This is a genomic window from Amycolatopsis sp. NPDC047767, assembly GCF_040704195.1.
Classification (GTDB): Bacteria; Actinomycetota; Actinomycetes; order Mycobacteriales; family Pseudonocardiaceae; genus Amycolatopsis.
Genome location: NZ_JBEYSJ010000042.1, coordinates 1 through 21,980 on the forward strand (window position 1 = coordinate 1; position 21,980 = coordinate 21,980).

The 21,980-nt window shown below is 72.1% G+C and carries 21 protein-coding genes and 1 pseudogene; 6 read left to right on the forward strand and 16 right to left on the reverse strand.

Going from position 1 to position 21,980, the window contains the following annotated elements; translation table 11 throughout:
* The 14 genes and pseudogenes from AB0878_RS42945 to AB0878_RS43010 form a co-directional block, all read right to left on the reverse strand.
* Positions 1-190, reverse strand: a pseudogene (locus AB0878_RS42945) (cytochrome P450); the annotation flags it as partial.
* A 223-nt stretch (positions 191-413) separates the two neighbouring features.
* Entirely contained in the window at positions 414-1,973 is a 1,560-nt protein-coding gene (locus AB0878_RS42950) for a metallophosphoesterase family protein (RefSeq protein ID WP_366587814.1), read from the reverse strand.
* Between the two features lie 169 nt (positions 1,974-2,142).
* A complete protein-coding gene (locus AB0878_RS42955) occupies positions 2,143-2,679 on the reverse strand; it encodes an HD domain-containing protein (protein ID WP_366587816.1) in 537 nt (178 codons plus the stop codon).
* Positions 2,676-3,497 carry an inositol monophosphatase family protein gene (locus AB0878_RS42960; protein WP_366587819.1) on the reverse strand — a complete coding sequence of 274 codons (822 nt, stop codon included), beginning with the start codon at positions 3,495-3,497 and terminating at the stop codon, positions 2,676-2,678. Before AB0878_RS42960 ends, AB0878_RS42955 begins: the two co-directional genes overlap by 4 nt.
* A complete protein-coding gene (locus AB0878_RS42965; RefSeq protein ID WP_366587821.1) occupies positions 3,494-4,699 on the reverse strand; it encodes an alpha-D-ribose 1-methylphosphonate 5-triphosphate diphosphatase in 1,206 nt (401 codons plus the stop codon). The genes AB0878_RS42960 and AB0878_RS42965 overlap by 4 nt, the downstream gene beginning before the upstream one ends.
* Positions 4,696-5,433, reverse strand: a complete 738-nt coding sequence (locus AB0878_RS42970) for an ATP-binding cassette domain-containing protein (protein ID WP_366587823.1) — start codon at positions 5,431-5,433, stop codon at positions 4,696-4,698. Before AB0878_RS42970 ends, AB0878_RS42965 begins: the two co-directional genes overlap by 4 nt.
* Positions 5,434-5,438: 5 nt before the next feature.
* Complete coding sequence (locus tag AB0878_RS42975; RefSeq protein ID WP_366587826.1) at positions 5,439-7,256, reverse strand: alpha-D-ribose 1-methylphosphonate 5-phosphate C-P-lyase PhnJ; 1,818 nt, start codon at positions 7,254-7,256, stop codon at positions 5,439-5,441.
* Positions 7,256-8,371, reverse strand: a complete 1,116-nt coding sequence (locus AB0878_RS42980) for a carbon-phosphorus lyase complex subunit PhnI (RefSeq protein WP_366587828.1) — start codon at positions 8,369-8,371, stop codon at positions 7,256-7,258. The genes AB0878_RS42975 and AB0878_RS42980 overlap by 1 nt, the downstream gene beginning before the upstream one ends.
* Positions 8,371-8,958, reverse strand: a complete 588-nt coding sequence (gene phnH / locus AB0878_RS42985; RefSeq protein WP_366587994.1) for a phosphonate C-P lyase system protein PhnH — start codon at positions 8,956-8,958, stop codon at positions 8,371-8,373. The genes AB0878_RS42980 and phnH overlap by 1 nt, the downstream gene beginning before the upstream one ends.
* 5 nt (positions 8,959-8,963) lie before the next feature.
* On the reverse strand, positions 8,964-9,398 hold the full coding sequence (locus AB0878_RS42990) for a phosphonate C-P lyase system protein PhnG (protein WP_366587832.1): 435 nt from the start codon (positions 9,396-9,398) through the stop codon (positions 8,964-8,966).
* Complete coding sequence (locus AB0878_RS42995) at positions 9,391-10,140, reverse strand: GntR family transcriptional regulator (protein ID WP_366587835.1); 750 nt, start codon at positions 10,138-10,140, stop codon at positions 9,391-9,393. Before AB0878_RS42995 ends, AB0878_RS42990 begins: the two co-directional genes overlap by 8 nt.
* Before the next feature lie 98 nt (positions 10,141-10,238).
* A complete protein-coding gene (gene phnE / locus AB0878_RS43000) occupies positions 10,239-11,885 on the reverse strand; it encodes a phosphonate ABC transporter, permease protein PhnE (RefSeq protein WP_366587838.1) in 1,647 nt (548 codons plus the stop codon).
* Positions 11,882-12,670: a phosphonate ABC transporter ATP-binding protein gene (gene phnC / locus AB0878_RS43005; RefSeq protein WP_366587840.1), complete on the reverse strand. Its 789-nt coding sequence runs from the start codon at positions 12,668-12,670 to the stop codon at positions 11,882-11,884. Before phnC ends, phnE begins: the two co-directional genes overlap by 4 nt.
* Positions 12,667-13,626, reverse strand: coding sequence for a phosphate/phosphite/phosphonate ABC transporter substrate-binding protein (locus AB0878_RS43010; protein ID WP_366587842.1), 960 nt, complete (start codon positions 13,624-13,626; stop codon positions 12,667-12,669). Before AB0878_RS43010 ends, phnC begins: the two co-directional genes overlap by 4 nt.
* A 234-nt stretch (positions 13,627-13,860) precedes the next feature.
* On the opposite strand from AB0878_RS43010, the gene AB0878_RS43015 reads away from it, so the two are divergent.
* The 4 genes from AB0878_RS43015 to AB0878_RS43030 all read left to right on the forward strand — a co-directional run bounded on the left by AB0878_RS43015 (position 13,861) and on the right by AB0878_RS43030 (position 17,645).
* Complete coding sequence (locus AB0878_RS43015) at positions 13,861-14,619, forward strand: maleylpyruvate isomerase family mycothiol-dependent enzyme (RefSeq protein ID WP_366587845.1); 759 nt, start codon at positions 13,861-13,863, stop codon at positions 14,617-14,619.
* 170 nt (positions 14,620-14,789) lie between these two features.
* Positions 14,790-16,067 carry a phosphopyruvate hydratase gene (gene eno / locus AB0878_RS43020; RefSeq protein ID WP_366587847.1) on the forward strand — a complete coding sequence of 426 codons (1,278 nt, stop codon included), beginning with the start codon at positions 14,790-14,792 and terminating at the stop codon, positions 16,065-16,067.
* 93 nt (positions 16,068-16,160) lie between these two features.
* Complete coding sequence (locus AB0878_RS43025; protein WP_366587850.1) at positions 16,161-16,739, forward strand: PadR family transcriptional regulator; 579 nt, start codon at positions 16,161-16,163, stop codon at positions 16,737-16,739.
* A gap of 6 nt (positions 16,740-16,745) precedes the next feature.
* Entirely contained in the window at positions 16,746-17,645 is a 900-nt protein-coding gene (locus tag AB0878_RS43030; protein ID WP_366587852.1) for a LysR family transcriptional regulator, read from the forward strand.
* A gap of 15 nt (positions 17,646-17,660) precedes the next feature.
* Here AB0878_RS43030 and AB0878_RS43035 read toward each other — a convergent pair whose 3' ends face one another.
* The gene (locus AB0878_RS43035; RefSeq protein ID WP_366587854.1) at positions 17,661-18,467 is read right to left on the reverse strand and encodes a serine protease; all 807 of its coding nucleotides are present in this window, start codon (positions 18,465-18,467) and stop codon (positions 17,661-17,663) included.
* Positions 18,468-18,615: 148 nt separating this feature from the next.
* Positions 18,616-19,866 (reverse strand): hypothetical protein, encoded by a 1,251-nt coding sequence (locus tag AB0878_RS43040; RefSeq protein ID WP_366587856.1) that lies wholly within the window; start codon positions 19,864-19,866, stop codon positions 18,616-18,618.
* 286 nt (positions 19,867-20,152) lie between these two features.
* Here AB0878_RS43040 and AB0878_RS43045 point away from each other — a divergent pair, with 286 nt between their 5' ends.
* Positions 20,153-21,097: an ABC transporter permease gene (locus tag AB0878_RS43045; protein WP_366587859.1), complete on the forward strand. Its 945-nt coding sequence runs from the start codon at positions 20,153-20,155 to the stop codon at positions 21,095-21,097.
* Entirely contained in the window at positions 21,097-21,978 is an 882-nt protein-coding gene (locus tag AB0878_RS43050; RefSeq protein WP_366587861.1) for an ABC transporter permease, read from the forward strand. The genes AB0878_RS43045 and AB0878_RS43050 overlap by 1 nt, the downstream gene beginning before the upstream one ends.
* Positions 21,979-21,980 lie beyond the last annotated feature (2 nt).

Here is a 21,980-nt window from a genome sequence, read left to right on the forward strand (position 1 = left end):
GCGGGTCCTTGGACACGCGCGGGTCGGTGAGCAGCTGTTTCAACACCGCGGGGCTCGTGACCGCCCACGCCCGCACGCCGCCCGGCAGCTCGACCGGCGTCAGCGGCCCGCGTTCGCGCAGCCGCGCGCCTTCGCCGTGCACGTCGCGCGCGGCGGGGTCGAGCGGGAAGGGGGTCGCGGTGTGGTCCATCGGCGGGCGCTCCTCGCTGGCCGGTGTGTCCACAGAGGACGGTTGTCCTCGCCGGGCACCGGTCCCGGGAACCGTAGCGCGCGCCCGGCCCGGACCGGGCCCCGGGAAGGGGTGCGGATGATCATTCCGGGTGAAGCGCGGCAAGAGGGGTTGACCCGGCCGTGAACGCGGAAAGGGCGCCATCCCGGCCCACCCGGATGGCGCCCCGCCCTGGAATTTCCGCTCAGCCGTCGGAACGGCGGCGGTGCAGCGAGAACTTCTCGAACACCGACAGCTCGCCGTGCGGCTTGTTCACGTTGTAGTAGGTCACGTGCATGGTCGTCGTGTCGCCGCGGTGGCGGCCCGGGTCGACGGTGAAGGACGCGAAGCCGTACGGGTGCTCCTCGTCGCGGACCGCGCTCCACACGGCCTGCTCCTTCACGTAGGTCGACACGCGCTTGCCCGTGCCCGGGTCGGCCTTCGCGGAGACGGCGGTGATGACCTTGCCCGTGCCGTCCTTGAAGAAGCTGCCGTTGGTCGTGCCGGAGACCCCGCCGCCGCCGAGGATCATGTGCACGGTGCCGTGCGAGGCGTCGATGTTGTCGGTGGCGCTCGACACCGGGTTCGGCGTGAGCGTCTCGCTGCCGGACACCACGCCGTGCACGGCCAGCGAACGCTCGTAGTCGTGCTCGTGGCCGCACAGCACCAGGTCCACGCCGTACTGGTCGAACAGCGGCCCGTACTTCTCGCGCAGGCCGAGGTCGGCGCCGTTGGCGTCCGAGGTGCTGATCATGACCTGGTGCATCGCGACGACGATCCAGTCGATGTCGTGCGACGCGCGGGCCGCGGCCAGCTCCTTCTTCAGCCACGCGAGCTGGCGGCCGCCGGAGTAGCCGTTGATGTAGACGTCGCCGCCGTCCTGCAGGGCGTTGTCGTCGTTCTGCAGCACGATCACGCGCACCGAGCCGACGGTGAAGCCGTACCAGAGGCCGGCCAGCTCACGGTCGGTCTCGGTGGAGGGCAGCTGGAAGTAGGCCTGGTACGCGCCGAGGCCGATCTCGCCGTTGAGCTTCTCGATCTCGTGGTTGCCCGCGGCGGGCATCCAGGGCCGGTAGCGCGCGGAGCGGGTGTTGTTGGTGAAGAAGTTGTTCCACGTGCGCACGCGGTCCACGTCGAGGTTCGCGTAGCACAGGTCGCCGTTGAGCAGGTGGAACAGCGGCGCGACCGTCTCGATGCCGGTGACGATGTCCTTGGTCGCCGGCGTGGAGTTCGCGTCGAGGCCCACGGCACCCGCGGCGTTCCAGGTGACCTGCGGCGCCGACTGGTCGCCGAAGCTCGTGAACGTGAAGGCCGAGCGGCCGCTCGGGGCGGTGCGGAAGGTGGCCGCGTCGGGCGTCGCGCCGTCGTGCTGCGCGGCGTAGATGTACTCGGTGCCGGGACGCAGCCGGTCGAGCATCGCGTGGTGTACCCACACGGTGCGGCCGGACGTGCCGTCGACGTACGTGCGCGTGTCGGCCTGCGCCACGGCGCCGAAGCCACCGTCGAGCGTCCCGTACAGCACGCGCGGCTTGCGCACGGAGGCCTCGGTGATCCACGAGACCACCATCTGGCGCGCGGGGTCGCGGCCGAACGTGAGGTGCAGGCCCTGCACCGGCGTGGTGCCGGACCCGACCTGCGGCACGAACGCGGCGCTCTGCGGCGCGGCGGCGGCCACCCCGGTGCCCAGCAGGGGCACGGCGGCGCCCGCGCCCAGCAGGCCCAGAGCCCCTCTGCGGCTGACGGTGTGTTTGCTGGTCTCGGACATGACCCTCCTCGGCTTCGGCCAGCAGAACCTAGGCGTGCCGCCCGACGCGGCGATGAACGAGACCTGTCAGCCGCGTGAAGTGTCCGAAGCGCGGGTGTCCGTGCTGGGCCGGACGGTCCAATCAGGACACCCGCGCACCGGAACTTTCGGGCATAGGCGGCGAACCGCGTCAGCGGCTCGCGAGGAACCGGTCGTACGCGGCGAGCACGTCCTCGGTGTCCAAAGCCGGGCCGTCCGGGTCCTTGGCGTCGTCGTCCCAGCGGCGGACGAGCACGGCCTCCTCGGCGTTCGGGTGGGACGCGAACTCGGCGACCTCCTCGGGGGTCATCGGGCCGCCCTGGACCTTGAGCGACGCGACGGACGCGGGGGAGAGGTGGTCGTGGTACTCGGCGTCGGTGGCGACGAGGTAGCGCTTGGCCGGCACGTGCTGCGCGATGATCCACGCGGCGCGCTCGCCGAGGTGGCGGCGGGCGAACTCGGCGCCGGACAGCTCGTGCGGCAGGCCCGGCCACTCCTCGCGGACGGCGCGGGCGCGGCCGATGTCGTGCAGCGTCGCGGCGAGCACGAGCTCGTCGTCCCCGCCGTGCTGCGCGGCGAACCAGCCGGCCTGCAGGGCGTGGGTGCGCTGGTCCACCGCCTCGCCGCCGTACGGCAGGCCGGCGAGCCCGTCGACGAGCCCGGCCAGCGCTTCTCGGGTGAGGGTCACGGCTTCTCCTTCAGGGTGCTCGCGAGCTCTTCCGCGAGCTCGCGGGTGGCGGCGACGACACCGGACCAGCGGCGCGTCAGATCGGGGTCGATCTCCAGCGGACGGCCGTTGACGTCGAGCACGGCGCCGCCGGCGGCGGGGACCATGACCATCGCCGCGGCGAGGTCCATGATCCGGTGGGTGTCGGAGCCCGCGTCGGCGAACGCGTCGGTGGAGCCCTCGGCGACCAGGGCCGCCTCCAGGCAGCTGGTGGACAGGATCCGCACGCGCGCGGCGCGCTTGGCCACCCGCCACCACGCGTCGTCGTCGGAACCGTGCGGGCGCAGCAGGCTCACGGCCGCGCCGTCGAGCTCGCGGCGGCCGGTGGTGCGGTACGGCGTGGGCTGCCCGGCGACGGCGTGCCAGCAGCGGCCGGTGTCGAGCCAGCAGGTCAGGGCCTCGGTCGCGACCCCGTCCACGGCCACGACCCCGGCGAACGCCGAGAGCGGCACGCCGGCGGCCGCGTTGGCGGTGCCGTCGACCGGGTCGACCACGAGCGTCACCGACGAACCGTGGTCGATCACGCCGATCTCTTCGCTCAGCAGGTTCACGCGGTGCTTGTCCACGACCTCGGCGACGGCGGTGTCGACGAGGATGTCCAGCCGCATCGTCGGTGTGCCGTCGGCGCCGATCTGCACCTTTTCGGCCAGTTCCGCGCGGGTGTGCTTCGCGCGGGCCGCGGCGAACGCGGCGACGGCCGCGCGCGTGGCGTCGGCGAGCGCGGGGTGGGTGCCCTCGGGGATCACGGGCTCGGGCACGGGCCAGCCGATGAAGCTCATTCGGCACTCACCAGGGTGGTGTGGACGACCGGCCACCGCGGGCCCGCCGCGATGAGGGCGAGGTCGGCGCGCCGGCCGGGTTCGAGCCGGCCGCGGTCGTCGAGCCCCGCGACGGCCGCGGGACCGCTCGTGACGAGCCCGATGGCTTCGGGCAGCGACACCAGGTCGTCTTCGACGAGCGCGAACGCCGCCGCGAGCAGCCCTGAAGGCAGGTAGTCCGACGCCAGCGCCGTGACCAGGCCCAGCGCCACGAGGTCCCGCCCGGAGGCGTTGCCGTTGTGAGAACCACCGCGCAGCACGTTCGGCGCGCCCATCACCACGGGCAGCCCGCGGTCGCGCGCCTCCTGCGCCGCCTCGACCGTGGTCGGGAACTCGGCGACGGACCCGCCGCGGTCCACCAGCTCGCCGATCTCCTTCGCCGACGCGGGATCGTGGCCCAGCAACCGGATCCGGCCCGCGCGGGCCTGCTCGCCCAGCCACGCCATGGCGTCCTCGCGCACGCCGAGCCGACCGTCGCGCTCGGTGATCAGGTTGGTCACGTGGTCGGCCGCTTCCTGCTGCGAGAGCCCGCGCACGCCCATGAGGTACCGCTCGTAGTAGCTGCGGTCGGCGTACTGGCCCTGACCCGGCGTGTGGTCTTCGTGCGACACGAGCGGCGCGACGCCGGTGTCCGGGGCCACCGCGATCCGCTCTTGCAACGCCTGCAGGCCTTCGGGGGAGCGGACGTCGAGCCGGTACAGGATCCGGTGGTCGACCAGGCTCGCCGAGCGCTCGTCCACCGCGTGGCACACGTCGTGCGCACGCTCGACGGTGCGGGCCAGCCCGCGGCCGTGGCTCTGCTCGAAACCGGCCCCGTGGAACGCGGTCGTCACGGCCGCCGCGCGCAGCTTGCCCTCGAAGGACAGCAGCGCGAACTCCATCGGCAGCTCGGCGCCGGGCCGCGGCAACCGCTCCTTCTCCAGGCCGTCGCTGTGCACGTCGACGAGACCGGGGATGCACAGCAGGCCCTGACCGTCCACATCGGCCTCGACGCCGGGCGCGTGCGGCTCCACGGCGGCGACCACGCCGTCGCGCACAGCCACCAGTGCGTCGTCGAGCACCCGGTCTGCCAGTACCGCACGCACGTGCCCGAGCACGTAGCTCGGCGGTGGCGCACCGAGCGTCCATTGGTCCATTCTGGACTCGAAAACCGGCGTCGTCATGCCACTTCCTCCAGGATTTCGTCGGGCGCGCCGTCGCGAGCGATGCGGCCGTCGCTCATCAGCACGACGCGGGAAGCCAGTCGCCGCATGGCGTCGAGGTCGTGGAACACCGCCAGCACGGCCACGCCCTGCGCGGTGAGCGAGGCGATGAGCTCCAGGGCGGACTCGCGGTTGGCCGGGTCCAACGCCGACACCGGCTCGTCGAGCAGCAGCAGCCGCGGCGGGCGGACCGTGCCCGCCGCGAGGTTCACGCGCTGGCGTTCGCCGCCCGAGAGCACCGAGCAGTCGACGTCCCACAGCGCCTCGTCGAGGTTGAGCCGCTTCAGCGCTTCGGCCGCAGCTTCCCGCGCCTCGGCGCGGTCCACACCCCGGCGCCGGGCCGTCGCGGCCACGACCTCGAGCGGCCCGGTGCGCGGGGGCGCGGCCAGGAACTGGGACACGTACCCGAATTCGCGGCCGCGCACCCGCGCCATGGCCCGGTCGGGCAGCTCCGTCAGCTCGAGCTCGGTGCCGTCGGCGGTGCGCAGCCCGACCGAACCGGAGTCGGGCAGGTAGGTGCGGTTCACGCAGCGCAGCAGCGACGACTTGCCGGCGCCGCTGGGCCCGGCGAGCGCCACGTGCTCGCCGGCACGCACGTCGAGGTCGACGCCGTGCAGCGAGTGCACCTTGCGGCCGTCGATCGTGTGCAGCGTGAACGACTTGCGCAGGCCGCGCAGGGACAGGACGGGGGACACGGGGGTCACCTCCGGGCCGCGGCGACGAGCCGCTGGGTGTAGGGGTGGTGGGGGTCGTGGAAGAGCTGGTCGGTCAGGCCGCGCTCGACCACGCGGCCGAGCTGCATCACGATCGTGCGGTCGGTGAGCGCGTCGATCACGGAGAAGTCGTGGCTCACCACCACGGCCGCGATGTCGCGTTCGGACAGCAGGCCGCGCAGCAGGTCGAGCACACCCGCGGCCACCGACGCGTCGAGCCCGGTGGTCGGCTCGTCGAGCAGCACCACCGGCGGTTCGGTGGCCAGGGCCTTGGCGATCTGCACGCGCTGGCGCATGCCGCCGGAGAACGTGCCCACCGGGTCGTCCATTCGCGACAGCGGCACCTCGACGCGGTCGAGCAGCTCGGCCGCGCGGCGGCGGATGTCGTGGTAGCCGCGCCAGCCCGCCGCCGTGAGGCGCTCGGCGATGTTGCCGCCCGCGCTCACGCGCAGGTCGAGCCCGTCGGCCGGGTTCTGGTGCACCACGGCCATCGAGTCCACGCGCAGGCCGCGCCGCTGCGCGTCCGGCAGGGTCAGCAGGTCGGTGCGGCCACCGTCCACAGTGGCCAGCCGCACCTCGCCGGCGGTGGCGCGCTCGTCGCCGATCACGCACGCCAGCACGGTCGACTTGCCCGAGCCCGACTCGCCGATCACGCCCAGCGCCTCGCCCGGCGCGACGTCGAAGGACACGTCCCAGGCCGCCACGATCGCGCCCGTCGCGGGGCTGACCGCGGTGCCGTGCTCCGGGCCGGTCCCGGGCACGGCGCCCGCGCCACCCGCGCCGTGCACCTTGCCGATGCCGGTGACCTTCAGCGCCCACTCGGGTGCGTCCGCGGCGATCTCGCGCCGCGGCATCTCGCGGTGTTCCGCCGTCACGGCGGCACGGGCGCGTCGCCTCGGATCCGGCAGCAGGCTCAGCGGTGCGCGGTGGTAGTGGGCGCTCACGTCGGCGTCGCCGGCGCGCACCCGGGCGCACCATTCGGTGTCGCTGCAGGCGTAGTCGCCCTTGGTGCCCGCCGCGACGAGGAACGAATCGTCGCGGCCGCACAGCTTGCACACCGCGCCGGGCGTGTACTCGACCTCGAACGGCACGTCGTCGAACGTCAGCGGGGTCACGTCGGTGTTGGGCGGCACGGCGTAGATGCGCTTCTCGCGGCCCGCGCCGAAGAGGTTCAGGTGCGGCGACTGGTGCAGCCGAGGCACGTCCCAGCGCGGGATCGGCGTCGTGGCCATCACGTACCGGCCGCCGACGAGCACGGGGTAGCCGGTGGTGCGGGTGATCATGCCGTTGCGGACGATGTCCTCGTACAGGCTCACCCACATCGCCGAGTAGTCGCCCTCGGCGTGCATCCGGCCGCACTCGGCCATGGACTTCTCGACGCCTCGCAAGGGTTCCGGCACCGGAACCTGGTACACGAGCACGTCGCCCTCCGACAACGCCTCCTCGGGCACGCGGTGTCGCGTTTGGACGATCGTCGCCTCGCGCGTGTCGGCCGTCTCCGTCGCGCCCGTGGTGGCGGCGATCATCCGGCGCAGGTTGGTGGCGTTGACACCGGCGTCGTCACCCTGGTCGATCACCTTCACCGTGTCGGCCGTGCCGACGACGGCGAGCGTCACCTGCAGGCCACCCGAGCCCCAGCCACGGGCCACCGGCATCTCGCGCGAGCCGAAGGGCACCTGGTAGCCGGGCACGCACACCGCGGTGAGCGCGGCGCGGCGGACCTCGCGCTTGCCGCCCTCGTCGAGGATGCCCGCCGGTTCGGCGACGGCTTCCAGATCGGTGAGCAGTTGTTCGGTCGTGCTCATCAGCATTCTCCTCCGAAAGGCTCGGACTGCCGGGGCGCCGGTCCTTCACCGGCGGCGGCCGCGGCCTGCAGAGCCCGCTTGCGTTCCACCATCGAGCGGAACGTGACGTAGTGCGGGAGCTTGAGGTGCTCCAGGAAACCGCCGGAGTCGAGCCCGTCGGTGGTCAGCAGCAGCAGCTGCTCCAGCGGGCCGGACTTGCCGAAGCGGCGGTTGGCGATGTCGAGGTTCGCCATCGCGATGGCCTTGCGCTCGTTGTGGCCGAAGCACAGGCCGTAACCCACGTCGAAGCGGCTGCGGTCCTCCTCGGCGCCGTTGAGGTCCTCGATGGCCTCGGCCTCGGTCACGCGGAAGTTCCCGACGGACACGGGGTTTCCGGTGTGCGGGTGCTTCACGCGCAGCGGCAGCCGGCCGTGGCGGACCTCGCCCAGCGTGACTTCGTGGAGGTTGCCGTCGGGGCCGAGGATCGAGCGGTACCACAGCGACACCAGCGCGCCGGTCTCCGCGCGCGCCATGGCGGCCAGCGCGGCCGAGCGCGGGGCCGGCGGGCGGGCGGGCTTGCGCGTGAGGTCGAACGGCTCGGCGTCCTCGGCCTCACCACGGTGGTCCACGGCGAGGTCGAGCTCGCGCAGCAGGTCGAGGAACCGCCGCGGCCGGCGCTGCTCGTCGGTGCGCGGCTTCGGAGTGCCGGCCACGTGCTCGTCGGCCCCGGGCTGCCCGGCCGGCTTCTCCAGCAGGCGCCCGGTGTAGTCGGTGGTGCGGCCCAGCAGCTGCGGGCCGTCCGGCTCGCGGAACGCCGGCACGATGCGGCGCAGGATCAGCATGTCGTCCGGGTCCACCGGCTCGCCCACGGCCAACCGCGGCAACGTGGAGCGGTAGGCGCGCAGCAGGTGTGACGCCTCCAGCGGGTCGCCTTCGGCCTGGCGGAACGCCGCGGCGGCGGTGTCCACGTCGAACAGGCCGGCCTCGCCCATCACGCGGTCGACCGCGAGCCGGAACCGCGCGACGATCTGCTCGGTGTCGGCCCACGCCACCGGCGCGTGGTCCCGGGCGCGGCGCACCAGGTCTTCGGCCGCGAGGATGGCTTCGAGCCCGCCCCGGGCTCCCGAGTACCCCATCAGTCCTCCTCGATGATCGTGGTGGTGCGCGGCAGGCCGACGACGCGGCCGTCGTCCGTCACCAGCAGCACGTCGATCCCCGCCGGGTAGCCGGCCACGGCTTCGGCGCGCGCGGCGACGAAGCCCTCGGGCAGGCCGCGCGGGGCCAGAGTCAGTTCGCCGGGCACACCCGGTCCGGAGATCCGCCAGCGGCGGTCGCCACCGTCCACATCGGACACTGCGAGGGCGGCCAGTGCGGCGTCCTCCGGGGCCGGGGCGGTGCCGCGGCACAGGCGCGTGATCTCATCTGCGGTCACCGGGCGCACGGCGGCGACCAGCCGGGCGAGCTCGAGCGGCCGCATCGGCGCGGACGTCGCCAGCGCGACGGCGTCGGCCCACTTCGTGCTTTCTTCGAGCACGCAGACGCCGGTGCCGAGGTCGGCCAGCGCGAGGACCGGCAGCACCGCGGGATCCGTGCGGTGCACCAGATCCTGCGGAAGTTCCTGTGGCGCGCCTGGCCGGGAAAGCGCTTCCAGCACGGTGCGGAACACCTGCTGCGACTCCGCGGGGCGCAGGACCGCGGCGGGTGCGATGGCGGTGGACGTCATGGCGATCACGTCAGCTCCTCGAACTCGACGACGGTCGGGGCCAGCTCGGCCCATTCGCGTTCTTCCCGCTCGACGAGACGGCGGGCGACCTCCCGGCACAGCTCGTCCACTTCGGCCGCACGGGCCCGGCCGGCCTCGACCTCGGCGTCGAGCACCGCGGCGGCGAGCACGGCCGCGCGGTCGTCGCCGAGGCGCATGGCCCAGCCGCGGTGGCCGGCGAGCTCCACCTCGGCGCGGCACGCGAGCACGTCGCCGAGCAGGAACCGTTCACCCGCCACGGGTTCCCGCACCTGTGTCTGCACGGTGCCGACCTCCGGTGCGAGCAGCACGCGCACGTCGGCGCCGTCGGCGAGGCAGGCGTCGGCGAGCGCCCGCAGTTCGCCGGGTTCGGCTTCGGCCAGCAGGCCGCAGCGCTCCTCCCGGCCCAAGGGGTCAGTCACCCTGTTCTCCTTCACGTTTCGGGGGGAAGGCGGGGTCTTCCAGCTCCACCACGACGCGGACGGCGTCCATGCGCGTCCACGCGGTGCTGGTCATGAGGACCCGGCCGGATTCGGCGTCCCGGTTGACGCTTTCGATGCACCACACCGGGACCCTGGCTTCGATCTGCAGGCCGCGCAGCACCTCGGCGGGCGGGATGTCCACACTCGCCCGGAACCACGCGCGCACCGGCTGCACGCCGCCCAGCTGCCGCAGCACCAGGTCCACCGACTCCACGCTGTGCAGCGCGAGGTCGAGGTTCGGGGCCACGTCGACCGGGATCAGCTCCTCGGTCCAGGAGGCGAGCAGGTCGTCGATGTAGAAGTGGCGGATCACCCGGTGCACGGGCGAGCCCAGCGGCCGTTCCAGCTTCCGGGCCGCCGCCTCGCAGGCCTCGACGCGCTCCACGTCCTTGATCTGAGACCGGGGCGTGGCTCCGGCCGCGGCCACCGTGGCGTGCCAGGAGGGCGGCCGGCTGTGCGAGATCACGTAGTCGATCCGCCGGCTCACGAACGTGCCGGCGCCCTGCACGCGGCGCACGAGCAGCCGCCGTTCCAGCTCCTGCAGGGCCGAGCGGGCGGCCGCCCGGCCGACCCCGAAGCGGGTGGCGAGCTCCGGCTCGCTCGCCACCCGCGTCCCGGGTGCGTAGGCCACCAGCTCGGCGGCCAGCTGGTCGGCGATGTCGAGGTACCTCGTCGAGGTCATGTCACCCACAGTGCTCGCCGGGCTTGTCCGGACAACTGCGCCGTGGCCAACGCCCGCACGCCCGAAGGTGAACATCAGCGACAGTTGTTGCCCGCGGCTCAGCGCACGACGTGCCGGAGCCAGACCGAGAGCAGTTCCACGAGCAGCACCGTGGCGAACACCAGCAGCAGCACGGTGGTGACCACGCCGAACTCGATCACCCGGGAAGCGCTGAGCAGGTCGAACCCGATCCCGCCCGCCCCGACGATGCCCAGCAGCGTCGCCGAGCGGATGTTCGTGTCGAGCTGGTAGAGCACGTGGGCCACGAACGCGGGCGCGGCCTGCGGCAGCGTGCCGGTGAAGAACACCTGCCACCGCCCGGCCCCGGTGGCCCGGATCGCCTGCTCGACGCCCGGGTCGACCTCTTCCAGCGAGTCGGCCACGAGCTTGCCCAGCAGCCCGATCGCGCCCACGGCGAGCGCGAGCGTGCCTGCCACCGCGCCGAGGCCGGTGATCACCACGAACACGATCGCCAGCACCAGCTCCGGGATGCCGCGGATCAGCACGAGGATCATCCGGAACGTGCGCGCGACCCAGGCGGCCGGCGCCACGTTGCGCGCGGCCAGCGACCCGATCGGCACCGCCAGCACCGCGCCGAGCACCGTGGCGCCCAGCGCGATCTGCACGGTGACCCACAGGTCGTCGAGCAGCTGCCCGAAGATCCCGGACGTTTCCGGCGGCCAGAACAACCCCGCCGTCTGCCCGAGGTTGCCCAGCGCGCCGAAGAACTGCGCGGGGTCGAGGTCGGCACCCCACGCGGACGCCGCGATCGCCAGTACGGTCACCAGCGCGTAGGCGGCCTGGCGGACCCGGCGGAACGTCCACCCGGGACTGACCTGGTTCCCCCGCTGCACAGGGATCGCCACGGTCTTGCGGGTGTCCTGCCCGCGCAGCAGCGCGCGGCGGATGGCGCCCGAGAGCAGCTCCACCGCCACGCACAGCAGCAGCACCACGAGCGCGAGCGCCATCCCGCGCGGGTAGTCGAGCTGCTGGAACGCCGTGGCGATCGCGTAGCCGAGCCCGTCGACGCCGACGAACCCGAGCACCACCGAGACCCGCAGGTTGATGTCGAGCCGGTGCAGCGCGGTCGCGACGAACGCCGGCAGCACCTGCGGGAGCACGCCGGTCACGAGCTCCTGGAACGTCCCGGCGCCGCCCGCCCGCACGGCGGAACGGGCGCCTTCGTCGATCTGCTCGACCGCGTCGGCGTACAGCTTGCCCACCATGCCGACCGAGTGCAGGCCCATGGCCAGCACGCCGGTCATGGCGCCGAGGCCGAAGATGCGGAAGAACACGATGGCGAGCACCACGTCGGGCACCGCCCGGGCCAGCACGATGAGCGTGCGGGCCCCGGCGCGCACCGCGCGGTGCGGCGTCGTGTTCACCGCCGCGAGGATCGCCAGCGGCACGCTGATGATCACCGACAGCACCGTCGCGGACACCACGATCGCCAGCGTTTTCCCGCACAGCTCCAGCAGCTCGCCCACGGGCGGGAAGTCGAGCGGGAACATCCGGCCCGCAAAGTCGACGGCGTTGTCGGCGCTGTCGACGAACGTGGCGACGTTGATCTTCAGGTCCGCCACGGCCCACACGCCGACGGCGACGATCGCGGCGAGGACGAGCCACGCCGCCGTGCCACCGGCGCGCGGCCGGGCCAGGGTCCGCTGCGCCACGCGGTTGGCGGACAGCGGCGGCGCGGCGGTCATCCGACGGCCGCGGGCACGGGCAGCGGGGCCGCGGCCACCTTGGCGTACAGACCCATGGCCGCGTCGCGGTCCAGGCCGGCGACCGGGGTGTCGAGCACCGCCTGGCCGCCGCGCAGCCCGACCACGCGGTCGCCCCAGCTCAGCGCCAGGTCGACCTGGTGCAGGCTGCAGAGCACCGTGAGCTTCTGCTCGGCCCCGATCTCCCGGATCAGGGCCATGACCTGAGCCGACGACTCGGGGTCGAGCGAGGCCACCGGCTCGTCGGCGAGCAGGATCTCCGGGCGCTGCATCAGCGCCCGCGCCACGGCGACGCGCTGCTGCTGGCCGCCCGAGAGCGTGTCGGCCCGCTGGAACGCGCGGTCCAGCAGCCCCACGCGCTCGAGGTGGCCCAGCGCTTCGAGCCGTACCGCCTTCGGGTAGGTGAACAGGCCCAGCCGGGGGCCGCGCAGGCGCCCGAGGGCACCCGCGCACACGTTCTCCAGCACCGTGAGGCTGCCGATGAGGTGGAACTGCTGGAACACGAACCCGATCCGCCGGCGCAGGCGCCGCAGCTCACCGCCGCGCGCCCGGCCGACGTCGGTGCCGAGCACCGTGACCGAGCCGCCGGTGGGCCGCTGCAGCCCGTCGACGTGGCGCAGCAGCGTGGACTTGCCCGAGCCCGAAAGCCCGAGCAGCACCACGACCTCACCGGGGTGAACCTTCAGCGACACCTCGTCCAGCGCCCGGACCTCCGGCCCGAAGTGCTTGCTGACGCCGTCGAAGACGATGACCGGTTCGTCGGTCACGACGCGGTGCACTGCTTGTCCTTGGTGGTCGCGCAGACCTTGCGGACACCGGCGTAGAACGCGTCGTCGACCTTCGCGTAGCCCCAGTCGCCGGCGTCGTCGACCGCCTTGCAGGTGGTGGAGCAGAAGCCGTTGGCGTTGAGGTAGTCGACGTTGGCCTTGTTCTGGAACACGTCGGTGATCTTCGCCTTGAGGTCGGCGGAGAGGTCGTCGTCGATCGCGACCGGCGAGCCGGCGATGATGTCGGACTTCCAGACGGTGTTGATGTCGCCCTGCTTCAGCTGGCCCTTGTCGATCAGGATCTTGTCGACCATGACGTCCTCGGCGAAGCCGGCGTCGCACTGGCCGCTGTTGACGGCGAGCACGGACGCGTCATGACCACCGGTCATCACCGGGGTGATGTCCTTGACCGGGTCGATGCCGGCCTGCAGCAGCGCCGCCTTCGGGTACAGGTAGCCCGAGGTCGACGCCGGGTCGACGAAGCAGATCTTCTTGCCCTTGAAGTCGGCGATGCTCTTGATCGGCGAGCCCGCCTTGGTGATGCCGTAGGACTTGTAGCCGGGCGTTTCGCCCTTGGTCGTGATGCCGGCGGCGACCGGGCTGGCCTTCACGCCGCTGTTCTTGGCGAGCACGTAGGAGAGCGGGCCGTAGTTGGCGATGTCGACCTTGCCGCTGCGCTGCGCCTCGATCACCGCGGCGTAGTCGGTGGCCGGCTGGAACTTGATCTTCTTGCCGGTTTCCTTCTCGAGGAGGTTGATCACCGGCTGGAAGGACTGCTGGAGGCTCTGCGCGTTTTCGGACGGAACCGCCGAGAACGTGAGTTCGTCGGGGTTGCGACCACCACCATCGGCTGCGTTGCCGGTGTTCGTCGCCGCGCTCTGGCCGCACGCGGCCAGCAGGAAGGCGGCGGCCACGCCGAGGACGGCCGCGGCCGTGCGCCGGGGGAGACGGGACATCGGGGACTCTCCTTTTTTTCGCCCGGGTAGGGCGGAATGGTGTTGACGCCCTGAGAGTCGTTCCGGTCGATGCAGGTGAGGAGAAGCCGCGGTTACGCTGAGTAGAACTCCGTACGTCCCTTGGCTCAACCCGGTCGGAGGAGTGCCGTACCGGTGACCGGGACCTCGCCCCGCGTGTGGATCTCCGCCAAAAGCCGTGGTGATCGTGCCGCGGTTCGTGGTTGCATCGGGACCATGAACCTGGGGACCGACCGCTACGCCCGTGAAGTTCTCGCGCAGAGCGACGCTTTCGCGGCACTCGTCGACGGTGCCGACCCGGCGGTAACGGTTCCCACCTGTCCCGAGTGGACACTCGGTGAACTTGTGGGGCACGTCGGGCAAGCGGTGCGCTGGGCCGCCGCCGTGACGGCGAAGGGCGAGTTCGTGCCGCCGCGGCTGGTGCCGGAGGCGGCGGTGCCCGCCGAGCCGGCGCAGTGGGTGCGCTCGGCGGGGGAGACGCTCGTCGCGGCCGTCGCCGGGATCGGCGCCGAGCGGGACACGTGGACGTGGAGCAGTGACCTGCGGGCCGGGTTCTGGCTGCGCCGCATGACCCACGAGCTGGTGGTGCACCGCGCCGACGCGGCCGCCGCGCTCGGCGTGCCGTTCACCGTCGAGCCCGACCTCGCCGCCGACGCGATCACCGAGTTCGTCGAGCTGCTGCCCGACCGCATCCGGTACAACCCCGCTTCGCCGGTGGGGCAGCTGGCCGGCGCGGGGGAAGTGCTGCACCTGTCGGCGACCGACGGCGCGGGCGAGTGGCTGCTCACGCGCACGCCCGAGGGCCTCACCATGACGCACGAGCAGCCGGCCGAGCCGCCCGCCGTGACGGTGCACGGCCCGGCCGCCGACCTCGCGCTCGTGCTCTACGGCCGGCGATCCGCGGCCGAAGCGGGGCTGACCGTGACGGGGGACGCGGAGCTGTTCGAGTTCGTCCGCGAGACCGCCAAGTTCTGATCCTGTGCCGCTCAGCGGTACGACGCTCGAGTCGTCGCCCGGAGTTCAGGATCGATTCAGTGCTTTCTGCTAGCCTCCCCGTGATTCGCGGCTCACCGTGGTGCCGCTGCCGCCGCAGTGCCCACGGTTCTCGTCGAACGCGCTCCGGCCAGACCTTCGCAAGGAGTGACATGACACGCATCGTCCGGGTCAAGGGCCGCGAGGTGCTGGACAGCCGCGGGAACCCGACGGTCGAGGTCGACGTGGAGCTGGCCGACGGGTCGCGCGGGCGCGCGGCCGTGCCGTCGGGGGCGTCCACGGGTACGCGCGAAGCCGTGGAGCTGCGTGACGGCGACAAGTCCCGCTACCACGGCAAGGGCGTGCGCAAGGCCGTCGACGCGGTGAACGGCGAGATCGCCGAAGCCGTGACCGGCCTGGCGGCCGAGGCGCAGGCCGACGTCGACCGCGCGCTGATCGCGCTCGACGGCACCGCGAACAAGGCCCGTCTCGGCGCCAACGCGACGCTCGGCGTGTCGCTGGCCGTGGTGAAGGCCGCCGCGGCCGCCAACCACCTGCCGCTCTACCGCTACGTCGGCGGGGTCTACGCGCACCTGCTGCCGATGCCGATGATGAACATCATCAACGGCGGCGCCCACGCCGACAACCCGATCGACTTCCAGGAGTTCATGATCGGCCCGGTCGGCGCCGAGACGTTCGCCGACGCCGTGCGCATGGGCTCCGAGGTCTTCCACACGCTGCGCAAGTCGCTGCACGAGGCCGGGCACAACACCAACGTCGGCGACGAAGGCGGCTTCGCGCCGCAGCTCGGCTCGGCCGACGAGGCGCTCGAGTTCGTGGTGCGCGCGATCGAGCAGACCGGCTACACGCCGGGCGAGGACATCGCGCTGCTGCTCGACCCGGCCGCGTCGGAGTTCTACACCGGCGAGGTCTACGACTACGCCGGCGAAGGCCGCAAGCGCAGCATCGAAGAGCACGTGGCCTACCTCGAAGACCTCACGCGGCGCTTCCCCATCGTGTCCATCGAGGACGGTCTGGCCCAGGACGACTACACCGGCTGGAAGCAGCTCACCGACACCATCGGCGACCGCGTGCAGCTCGTGGGCGACGACCTGTTCTGCACCAACGTCGAGATCCTGAAGGACGGCATCGAGCGCGGCATCGCGAACTCGATCCTCATCAAGGTCAACCAGATCGGCACGCTCACGGAGACGCTCGCCGCCGTCGAGACCGCGCACAAGGCCGGCTACTCCGCCGTCATGTCGCACCGCTCGGGCGAGACCGAGGACACCACGATCGCCGACCTCGCCGTGGCCACCAACTGCGGCCAGATCAAGACCGGTTCGCTGTCGCGCTCGGACCGCACGGCGAAGTACAACCAGCTCCTGCGCATCGAGGAGGAGCTCGGCACCGAGGCCCGGTACGCGGGCCGCGCCACGCTGCGGGGCTGAAAAGGCCTGGCAGGACCCGATGGCGACGGGCGGCCCGGCCCGATCTTCCGCGACTAGTCTCACCGAGACTACTCACGAGCTACAGTGTCGGACGTGGAAGACGGAGCCGGGTTGTCGGCTGGGTTGTCGGCTGGGTTGTCACTGAGCGAGTGGATCGTGCTCTGCCTGGTGGCGGAGTCCCCGACGCACGGTTTCGCCCTCGTGCGGCTCACGTCGGAGGCCGGCGAGGTCGGCCGGGTCTGGCGGCTGCCGAAGCCCGTCGTCTACCGGGCTGTCGATCGGCTGCTGGCCCGCGGGTTCGTCGTCGGCGCGGGCACCGAGCCCGGCGACTCCGGCCCGCCGCGCGCGCTCGTGCAGGCCACGCCCGAAGGCCACGCCGCCGTCGGCGAGTGGCTCGCCCGCCCGGCCCGGCACGTGCGTGACGTGCGTTCGGAGCTGCTGGTGAAGCTCGCGCTGCTGGAGCGGCGCGGCGCCGACCCGGCGCCGTTGCTCGGCGAGCAGCGGCGGGTGCTGGACCGGATCGTCGACGGGCTCGAGAAGCAGCAGCGCTCCTCCGACGGGTTCGACACCGTGCTGCTCACCTTCCGGATCGAGAACGCGCGGGCGGCCGTCGCGTTCGTGGACGCGACCCTCGGCGGGCGGGCACCGCAGTACGCCGTCACGGGCGAGTAGGCGCCGGTGCTGGACGTCAGGCGCCTGCGGATCCTCGTCGCGGTGGTCGAAGGGGGTTCGTTCACCGCGGCCGCGCACCGGCTGCAGCTCACGCAGTCGGCGGTCTCGCAGCAGATGTCGGTGATCGAGCGCGAGGTCGGCATGTCGCTGCTCAAACGGCTGCCGCGCGGGGTCGAGCTGACCCCGGCGGGTGAGGTGCTGGCCGCGCACGCGAAGAGCCTGTTCGGCGAGCTCTCGGCGATCGAGCAGGAGGTGCGCTCGTCCGGCACCGAGCCGGCGGAGCTGCGGATCGAGGCGTTCGCGACCGCCGGTGTCGAGCTGCTGCCGCCGGTGGTGAAGGCGTTCCGCGAACAGCACCCCGGCGTGCGCCTGCGCCTGTCGGCCACCCACGGCGACGACGCGTTCAGCCGGCTGCGCGAGGGCGCCGCGCACGTGGTCCTGGTGTGGGGCTACGACTTCGCGCCGCAGCCGGTGGACCGCGGGCTGCACCACGTGGCGCTGCCGGACGACCCGCTGCACGTCGTGCTGCCGCTGGACCACCCGCTCGTCGACGCCGAAGAGGTGGCGCTGGCCGACCTGTCCGGCGAGCAGTGGGTGACGCGCACGCACCGCGCGCCGTACGAGCAGGCGTACGAGACGATGTGCCGCATCGCCGGGTTCGAACCGCAGATCACCTTCCGCGCGGCGGATTACCAGTCGCTGCAGGGACTCGTGGCCGCGGGCATGGGTGTGAGCCTCGTGCCGCGGCTGTCGCTGGCCGCGCACCGCAAGGACCTCGCCGACCGTCCGCTGGCCGGCCGCGGCTTCGCCCGGCGCGTCACTGCGGTCACGCTGCCCGAGGCGCAGCGGTCGAAGCCGGTGGCGGATTTCCTGGAGGTACTGCGCTCGTCGGCCGGCGCCGGGTAAGTCCGCTGTGGACGGTCAGCGGCCGCGGGTCTGCTGCGCGATCGCGCCGGCGAACGTGGTCACCCGCGTGTAGACGCCGGGCTTGCCGGGTTTCGCGCAGCCGTCGCCGAAGGACACGATCCCGACGAGCGTGTCCCCGATGACGAGCGGGCCGCCGGAGTCGCCCTTGCAGGCGTCGATGCCGCCCTGCTGGTACCCCGCGCACACCATGCTCGCCGGGTCGTAGGAGTCGTAGGCCTGCTTGCACGTCGAGTCGCTCACCATCGGCACCACGGCGCTGCGCAGGTAGTCGGAGCGGTCGCCGCCGTCGGCGACGCGGCCCCAGCCGAGCACGGTGGCCTTCGTTCCGGCGGCGTACACGTCGGTGTCGCGGGCGATCGACGCCGCGCGGCCCGGCAGGCGGCCGCGCACGGTCAGCACCGCGATGTCGTCGCCCTCTTCGGCCTTCTCGAAGTCCGGGTGCACCCAGGCTTTCGTGACGGAGAGCGTGCTGCCCTCGTCCGTGCGCTTGTCCTCGCGGCCGACGACGACGCGGATGTCCTTCGTGGACACCGCTTCCGCGCAGTGGGCCGCGGTCGCGACCGCCGAGCTGCCCACGATCACGCCGCCGCAGAACTGCGTGCCGGCGTCGTCCACGAGGTACACCGCGTACGGGTGATCGGCCAGTGAGGCCTTTTCCCCGCCGACGATCGCGCCCTGCGCGGCCGCCTCCGGGCCGGTGGCCACAGTGGTCAGTGCCGCCGCACCGACCATCGCCGCGGCCCACACCGCCGCGGCGAGCACCGCGTTCGGACGTCTTCCGGGCAGTCGTGTCTTCGGCATGAAAACCCCCTCGGCGCAAAGAAAACGATGGCAGACACGATAGCCGGGCCGAGGGGAAACCGATGTCGCTGAACCGGGTGGAAAAAGCGTTGCGGGCAAAGGTGAACGGTCCGGCGGAGTGTCCCCGCCGGACCGTTCACCGTCGAGCTCAGGAGCAGAGCGGGGCGACGGGGAGGTCGGACCCGGTCTTCACGTAGGCGTCGGAGATGAAGTTGTCCGGGCCGATGCGGTCCCAGATCGTGCTGGTGCCGAATGTTCCGGTCACCGAGGAACCGTTGACGTAGCACTCGATGTTGACCTTGGCGTAGTTCGCCGCGAGGCCCTTGACGGCGGCCGTGGTGCTCGCGCTCGCCCGCACGTTCATCGGGTCGCCGGCGGTGCTCACGACCCCGGTCGCGGCGGCCGAACCGGTCCACAGGTAGGTCACCTTCACGTTGCCGTTGTCGGCGAGCCCGAGGCCGGAGTTGAACACGCCGTCGGCGAGGTCGATGCCGGCCGGGTTGCCCACGGTGTAGCCGAGGTCGTCCTTACCGCCGTTGTAGTGGTTGTGGTAGGCGGCATACGCCTCCGGCTGGCCCTGCGGCAGGTCCTTGTACTCCGAGCGGACCGAGGCCGGGTTCCAGTAGTCGTCCTTGGTGTTCCACGGGCCGACGTCCCACACCGGCGCGTATTCGCAGCGGCTTCCGTCGGTGCGGCACACCTTCACCGTGTAGTTCCCGGTGCCCTTGGGCGAGGTCGCCTTGCCCGAGGGCAGCGCGACGAAGTGGTCGTTGGCGGTGATCACGTGGCCGTTGGCGGTGGTGTGGCCGGTGAGGCCCTCGCGGGTGGCGTAGATCGTGTAGGTCAGCGGGGTCGTGGCCGCCAGCGCGTTGGCCTGCGGGGCCAGGGTGCCGGTCAGGTCGACCTCGCGCACGGTCGGGCGCACGCCGTCGGTGGTGCTGGACAGGGAGATCCGCGCCTGCACCACGCTCACCGCGCGGCCGAACGAGGCGGCCTGCGCGCCGGCCGGCGTCCACTCGGTCCAGTCGTCGGCGCCGGTGCGGCCGCGCACGTCGATCTGCACGTCGGTGCCCTTCGGCAGGTCCGCGGCGACGTTCGTCGTCAGGCGATTCACCGGCGAGGCGAGCTGCTGCGCGGCGGAGACCAGGTAGCCCTGGCTGCCGGCGGTGAGCAGATCCGTTCTGTGCCAAGCGGAATCCTTCAGCGTCAGCGCTCCGCCCGCCGCCTCGACGTTGACGTCGTCGCCGTCGACGTGGGACAGGTCGGCGCGCCAGGACCCGGCCGGCGCGGCGCTCGCGGGCGCCGCCAGCGCCACCCCGCCCGTGGTGACCGCGCCCGCGGCCAGGACCGCCGCGACCACGCGGCGGGCCGTTGTCTTCCCGACTGTCTTCCCCAGCACGACACCCAACTCCTTCACTCGTCCGTCGCGAACGGTGAGGAGTCTGTGCGCGATCCGTACACGATCCGTACAACGCGGACGCCGGGCCGTGTATCACGGTGTGCCCCGGATTGTCCGGTTTGCCGATCATCTACATCGGACACTGCGGCGGCGGTAGCGCCGAAAGTAGGAAGATCACCAGGTGGGACAACGGCACGTCAGTTTCCATGGGCGCCGTGGACACGTGAGCTTCCGCCGTGTAGGTCTATGCATCGGGCAAGTACTGGAACGATCCTGGGGACGGTTGATGGCGGGGTACCTGGCGCGCCGCGTCCTGCAGTCGGTCGTGGTGGTGGTGCTGGTCGCGGTGCTCACGTTCGTGCTGCTCCAGCTGCTGCCGGGCGGGCCGGCCCGCGCGATCCTCGGGCCGAAGGCCACGCAGCTGCAGATCCGGACGTTCCTCCACGACAACGGCTACGACCGTCCACTGGTCACGCAGTTCCTCACCTGGGCCGGGCGCGTGCTGCACGGTGATCTCGGTTACTCGTACAAGCTCAACCAGCCGGTGACCGACGTGATCGCCGATCACCTGCCCAAGACGATCCTGCTCATGACACTGTCCACTTTGGTCGCTCTCGTGGTGGCGGTGCCGCTGGGCGTGTACCAGGCGCGCAAGCGCAACACCCTGGGCGACTACGTGGCGACCGGCCTGTCGTTCGCGTTCTACTCGATGCCGAGCTTCTTCCTCGGCGAGATCCTCGTGCTGCTGTTCGCGGTGCAGCTGCAGTGGTTCTCCCCACTCGGACCGAGCGGCGACTCGCTGGGCGAGATCCTGTCGCAGGCACCGGCGCTCGTGCTGCCCGTGCTCACGCTGGCGCTGATCACCATCGCGTCGTTCAGCCGTTACGCGCGCTCGTCGGTGATGGAGAACCTCAGCCAGGACTACGTGCGCACCGCGCTGGCGGGCGGGGCGAGCGAGGGCAAGGTGCTCACGCGCCACGTGCTGCGCAACTCGCTGATCCCGATCGTCACGCTGCTGGGGCTTTCGCTGCCGCAGCTGTTCGCGGGCGCGCTCATCACCGAGCAGGTGTTCAACTACCCGGGCATGGGCTTCACGTTCATCCAGGGTGCCCAGGTGCACGACTACCCGGTGCTGCTGGGGATCGGGCTCGTCGTCGCGCTCGCGACGGTGGCCGGCTCCCTGCTCGCCGACATCGGCTACGCCGTGCTCGACCCGAGGGTGAAGTACTGATGACCGACCAAGCCGCGGCTCCGGTGGCACCCCCGCGCTCCACGGCGCGGGCGACCCTGCGGGCCTTCCTCGAGAACCGCCTGGCGGTCGCGGGACTCGTGTTGATCGTCTTGTTCGTGCTGTTCTGCTTCTTCGGCCCGCTCGTCTACCACACCGAGCAGATCGCGACGAACCTCTCGGGCGCCAACCAGCCACCGGGCGCGGGCCACCCGCTGGGCACCGACGACGTGGGCTACGACGAGCTCGGCCGGCTCATGGTCGGCGGCCGGTCGTCGCTCGAAATCGGCGTCGCGGCGGCGGTGCTCGCGACCGTGTTCGGCACGTTCTGGGGTGCCATCGCGGGTTACGTCGGCGGGTTCGTCGACGCGGTGATGATGCGCATCGTCGACACCCTGCTGGCCATCCCCACGCTGTTCCTGCTGCTGATCCTCGCCGCGATCTTCACGCCGACGCTGGGGCTGCTGATCGTCGTGGTGTCGTTCGGCGCGTGGCTCAGCCCGGCCCGGCTCGTGCGCGGCGAGACGCTTTCGCTGCGTACCCGCGAGTACGTGCAGGCCGTGCGGATGATGGGCGGCGGCGGGAAACGCGTGGTGCTGCGCCACATCATGCCCAACGCGATCGGCACCATCGTGGTCAACGCGACCTTCCAGGTGGCCGACGCGATCCTGCTCGTGGCCGCGCTGAGCTACCTCGGCCTCGGCATCGCGCCGCCGCACGCCGACTGGGGCAACATGCTGTCCAACGGCACCGAGTTCGTGCAGAACGGCTACTGGTGGATGATCCTTCCGCCCGGCATCGCGATCATGCTCGTGGTCGTGGCGTTCAACCTGCTCGGCGACGCCCTGCGCGACGCGCTCGAAGTGCGGCTGCGGAGGCGCTGAAC

Bases quoted from the DNA above. Each gene is read 5' to 3' on its own strand.
- AB0878_RS42950 (WP_366587814.1), bottom strand. From the start codon at position 1,973: ATGTCCGAGACCAGCAAACACACCGTCAGCCGCAGAGGGGCTCTGGGC.
- AB0878_RS42960 (WP_366587819.1), bottom strand. From the start codon at position 3,497: ATGAGCTTCATCGGCTGGCCCGTGCCCGAGCCCGTGATCCCCGAGGGC.
- AB0878_RS42965 (WP_366587821.1), bottom strand. From the start codon at position 4,699: ATGACGACGCCGGTTTTCGAGTCCAGAATGGACCAATGGACGCTCGGT.
- AB0878_RS42975 (WP_366587826.1), bottom strand. From the start codon at position 7,256: ATGAGCACGACCGAACAACTGCTCACCGATCTGGAAGCCGTCGCCGAA.
- AB0878_RS42980 (WP_366587828.1), bottom strand. From the start codon at position 8,371: ATGGGGTACTCGGGAGCCCGGGGCGGGCTCGAAGCCATCCTCGCGGCC.
- phnH (WP_366587994.1), bottom strand. From the start codon at position 8,958: ATGACGTCCACCGCCATCGCACCCGCCGCGGTCCTGCGCCCCGCGGAG.
- AB0878_RS42995 (WP_366587835.1), bottom strand. From the start codon at position 10,140: ATGACCTCGACGAGGTACCTCGACATCGCCGACCAGCTGGCCGCCGAG.
- phnE (WP_366587838.1), bottom strand. From the start codon at position 11,885: ATGACCGCCGCGCCGCCGCTGTCCGCCAACCGCGTGGCGCAGCGGACC.
- AB0878_RS43010 (WP_366587842.1), bottom strand. From the start codon at position 13,626: ATGTCCCGTCTCCCCCGGCGCACGGCCGCGGCCGTCCTCGGCGTGGCC.
- AB0878_RS43015 (WP_366587845.1), top strand. From the start codon at position 13,861: ATGAACCTGGGGACCGACCGCTACGCCCGTGAAGTTCTCGCGCAGAGC.
- eno (WP_366587847.1), top strand. From the start codon at position 14,790: ATGACACGCATCGTCCGGGTCAAGGGCCGCGAGGTGCTGGACAGCCGC.
- AB0878_RS43035 (WP_366587854.1), bottom strand. From the start codon at position 18,467: ATGCCGAAGACACGACTGCCCGGAAGACGTCCGAACGCGGTGCTCGCC.
- AB0878_RS43045 (WP_366587859.1), top strand. From the start codon at position 20,153: ATGGCGGGGTACCTGGCGCGCCGCGTCCTGCAGTCGGTCGTGGTGGTG.
- AB0878_RS43050 (WP_366587861.1), top strand. From the start codon at position 21,097: ATGACCGACCAAGCCGCGGCTCCGGTGGCACCCCCGCGCTCCACGGCG.